Source organism: Gammaproteobacteria bacterium (assembly GCA_016765075.1).
In the GTDB taxonomy this organism is placed as follows: domain Bacteria; phylum Pseudomonadota; class Gammaproteobacteria.
On record JAESQP010000016.1, the window covers coordinates 1 to 4272 of the forward strand.

Sequence of the window (4272 nt, forward strand, 5' to 3'; positions counted from 1 at the left end):
GCCCACCAAGGCACAGCGATCGCCGTGTACTTGTTGTACACAAGTAAGCTGCAACGTGCCCTCGGGGTATAACGCAGGTGGGCGAAAAAATGGCCTCGTCCCTTCGGATTGCGCGCCAAATCTGGCCAGCCGTCGTTGCTCGTCGCTCATTTAGCACCACTAAACTTCTCTCCTCGCGCCTAACCTGGCCAGATTTGGCGCGGCAACGCTGCGATCCATATTGGGTTAACAGGTCCTATATCAAATAACCTTGTAATTTTGTTTCAATATTGCGTGGGTTTTCACCTTCTGCAATCGCCACAACACCTTCGAGAATCATTTCTCGAAGTCGACTCTGTTGGTTGATATATGCCTTTAATTTGGCCGCAATCGGTAAAAAGAATAGGTTTGCAAAACCAACGCCATAAATGGTCGCAACAAACGCAACGGCAATACCAGGGCCCAATTTTGACGGGTCTGCCAGGTTATTCATCACATGAATCAAACCCAGCACTGCACCAAGAATGCCCACTGTCGGGGCATAGCCACCCATACCCTCATAGACCTTTGATGCTTGCAGATCAAAATCTTCCTTCACCATGATGTCAACATCCAAAATAGCGCGTATCGATTCAGGCTCACTACCATCGACCAATAGCTGTAATCCCTTGCGTGCAAAACCTTCTTTTTCATCGTCGACGATAACTTCAAGCCCAAGCAGACCTTCACGCCGCGCCACATGACTCCAATTAACAATCTTAGCTATGTACTCTTCAAAATTAACCGGTGGCGGCTTAAATACCCAACTGACGATACGTAATGATCGAGCGAAGACACGGACAGGGACTTGCAGCATGATGGCGCCAATAGTTCCACCCATAACAATCACAAAAGCAGTGACTTGTACAAGCGAAGAAGTGTGGCCACCCTCTAAAACATTGCCACCAAGAATAGCGGCTAACGCAATAATGATGCCTAGTAAGCTAAGAAAATCCATAGGTTATCTCAAATTTTCCAAAACTGAATCAGTTTCATCCAATGAAAGAGACAATCCGTAATGCTTGTTTTTGTAACGACACCTAGCACACCGGGGGCAAGGCTACTGGTAATGTCTTGCGCCCGAATACTCATCCAGAACCCTCTAGGCGGTTTTTTGGTACTGCGTGACCAAACCTGGCACATCAAGAATCAATGCAATCTTGCCGTCACCGGTAATCGTTGCACCTGCCAAACCTTGAGTCCCATGCAAAAAAGCACCCAGGGGTTTAATAACGACTTCTTCCTGCCCAACCAATTGATCGACGACAAAACCAAATTGCTGTGAGCCTATATTGATAACCACTACATGCGCCATTTGAGAGCGCAACCCTGCTTGGCTATACTCTTTGACCAACCAATTACCGATATAAAGCAATGGCAGCGCCTGTTCACGTATGATAATAACGGGGTTACCGTCGACAACACTAATCTCGTTAATATCAACATGGAAAATCTCAACCACAGAAGTTAATGGCAAGGCAAAGGTTTGCTCTTGCAACATAATCATTAGTGTTGGCAAAATTGCCAAGGTTAATGGCAGCTTCAATTTAATAATGGTTCCGCGACCCAACTCTGAATCGATGATGATTGAACCGCCCAGCTTGGCAATACTCGTCTTGACAACATCCAGACCGACGCCACGACCTGAGACATCTGATATTTTCTCCTTGGTTGAAAAACCCGCCATAAAAATCAGGTTATAACAAGAGCGATCGTCAAGTCGTGCTGCTGTATCCTCATCCATCAAGCCTTTTTCAACGACTTTCTTACGTAACACTTCGGCATCCATACCTGCGCCATCATCTTCAATGCTCAACAAAATATGATCGCCTTGCTGTACAGCTGACAGTAATACTTTACCCTGACGGTCTTTACCCGCTGCTTCACGCACAGCAGGAATTTCAATACCATGGTCGACGGAATTACGTACCAAATGGACTAATGGATCAGCTAAGGCTTCAACCATATTTTTATCCATATCCGTGTCTTCTCCCAGCAAATCCAGCTCAATTTCTTTATCCAAACTGCGAGCAAGATCACGAACCACACGTGGGAATCGACCGAATACCTTTTTAATAGGCTGCATACGTGTCTTCGTCACTGAAGACTGTAAATTAGAGGTAACCAAATCAAGATCGCTGACCGCCTTGGCCATACATTCATTCTCAGCTTCAGCCTGCAACGTCTGTAAGCGGTTTCTAACCAATACCAACTCACCTACCATATTCATAATTTCATCAAGACGCTCGGTATCCACCCGAACCATGCTTTCTTTTTTAGGTGGTTTTGGTTTTGACTGTACCTCGACCTTGGTCGCTGCCTCTGCCTTAACAGGTATAACAGCCTTCTCTTTTGGTTTTTTTTCAACAGCAGGTTGAGCCTCAGCAGTCACACCAGAGCTAATAGGGCCGGAACCATAAAGATCATCAAGCATGCTATCAAACTCATCTTCACTGATGTCATCACTCTGCTTTACTGATGCGGCAACATCGCCACCGGAGGTTGAAGATTCCGCCGAGCCATGGAGATCATCAAGTAAAGCTTCAAATTCAGCATCAGTAATAGCATCATTAGCAGGTGTATCATTCGTGGCCTGTACTCCAGGAGCTGGCTCTGGTGTAACAACCGCCATATCATTCTGTGGCTTAGCAAATGCTTCAAGTGCTTTTAATATTTCAGGATCGGCCGGCTCAGGTTCTTCACCGGTACGAACCGTATCAAACATGCTATTAACCGTATCCATTACCTGGAAAATAACATCCATAAGATCGGCATCAGCAACACGATGGCCTTCGCGTAAAATGTTAAACACATCTTCCGCTCTGTGACATACATCAATCAGTGGCGCGATAGCCAGAAATCCAGCGCCCCCTTTAACCGTGTGGAATGCACGAAAAACTGCGGCCAATAGGTCAGCATCTTCGGGGGTTTTTTCAAGTTCGGTCAGCTGCTCAGCCAATAGCTCAAGTAACTCATCGGCTTCAACTAGAAAATCTTGTAAAATTTCATCATTTAGGTCATAAGACATAATTCATTTACCCTTAAAAACCAAGACTCGATAACAAGTCATCGACTTCATCCTGACCGGATACTGCCGTTAACGACTTATGTCCAGGTATCTGTGGCCCTGCCAGCTCATCCTCTGAGCATGTACCAGATTTTACGTCACACCCTTTTTCATCATCTAGTCCTGTCAAACGCAAGACTTTCATTAAGCTCGATTCAACATCCTCAATAAGCCTAATGACGCGGCCAATCACTTGACCCGTAATATCCTGATACTCTTGCGCTATAAGCACCTCTTTTAATTTCACGCGCATCTCATCTGAATCAACTTCAGATTTATTGAGAAATGTTCTTATCACATCAGACATGGAATGAAATTCATCTTCCGGCATATCGCCAGCAGCGTAACGCCTCCAAATTGATGCTAATCGTGCTGAACGATCGTGTAACTGGTCACAACGCGGCAAAAGCTCTTCAATCACACTAAGCGTTTTGTCTGCTGCTTGTTCTGTCATGGTAACAACATAATTAAGACGTTCTTTTGCATCAGGAATGTCAAATTCCGTTGGCTTTGAAGCATTGCCCCCACCATCAACACCCGATAGCGAATCATGAAGGTTGCGCGTTAAATGACCAATGGAATTAAATAATTCTGTGCTGCGCACATTGGTAATATCATCAATAATTTTTAGTGCTGCCTCTTCATCCGATTGCTCTAAGAAATGGACAAGTTCACGTGCCTTAAGTAGGCGTGTATCTTCTTCTATAGCATGATTTTCCATAGTGCTCCCTGCATCTTTTTACTTTCTAAGCGGCCTCAATACGTTCAAAAATTTTATCGATTTTTTCCTTCAACGTCGCTGCTGTAAATGGCTTGACAATGTAGCCATTGACGCCCGCCTGAGCAGCGGTAATAATTTGTTCTCGTTTTTGCTCAGCAGTAACCATCAATACCGGCATACTTGCCAACTTGGGATCAGCACGCACCGCTTTTAGTAGGTCGATCCCCTGCATACCAGGCATATTCCAGTCAGTAACCAAAAAATCAATACCCCCTTGCTGTAAGATTGGTAATGCTGTCTGACCATCGTCAGCCTCAGCGGTATTGTTAAACCCCAAATCACGTAATAAATTCTTGATTATTCGACGCATTGTAGAAAAATCATCTACAACCAAGATTTTCATGTTTTTATCCATTAATTGGCCTCCAAGCTATTCTCTTTTCCATTTCAGACGTTACTGCAATCC

At 44.8% G+C, this 4272-nt stretch carries 4 protein-coding genes; all 4 read right to left on the reverse strand.

All coding sequences use genetic code 11. From position 1 onward, the window contains the following. Nucleotides 1–235: 235 nt before the first annotated feature. On the reverse strand, nucleotides 236–976 hold the full coding sequence (locus tag JKY90_00935) for a flagellar motor protein (GenBank protein ID MBL4850835.1): 741 nt from the start codon (nucleotides 974–976) through the stop codon (nucleotides 236–238). Nucleotides 977–1120: 144 nt separating this feature from the next. Then, complete coding sequence (locus JKY90_00940; GenBank protein MBL4850836.1) at nucleotides 1121–3046, reverse strand: chemotaxis protein CheA; 1926 nt, start codon at nucleotides 3044–3046, stop codon at nucleotides 1121–1123. A gap of 13 nt (nucleotides 3047–3059) precedes the next feature. Beyond that, nucleotides 3060–3806: a protein phosphatase CheZ gene (locus JKY90_00945; protein ID MBL4850837.1), complete on the reverse strand. Its 747-nt coding sequence runs from the start codon at nucleotides 3804–3806 to the stop codon at nucleotides 3060–3062. Between the two features lie 25 nt (nucleotides 3807–3831). Next, entirely contained in the window at nucleotides 3832–4221 is a 390-nt protein-coding gene (gene cheY, locus JKY90_00950) for a chemotaxis response regulator CheY (GenBank protein ID MBL4850838.1), read from the reverse strand. Between the last annotated feature and the right edge of the window lie 51 nt (nucleotides 4222–4272).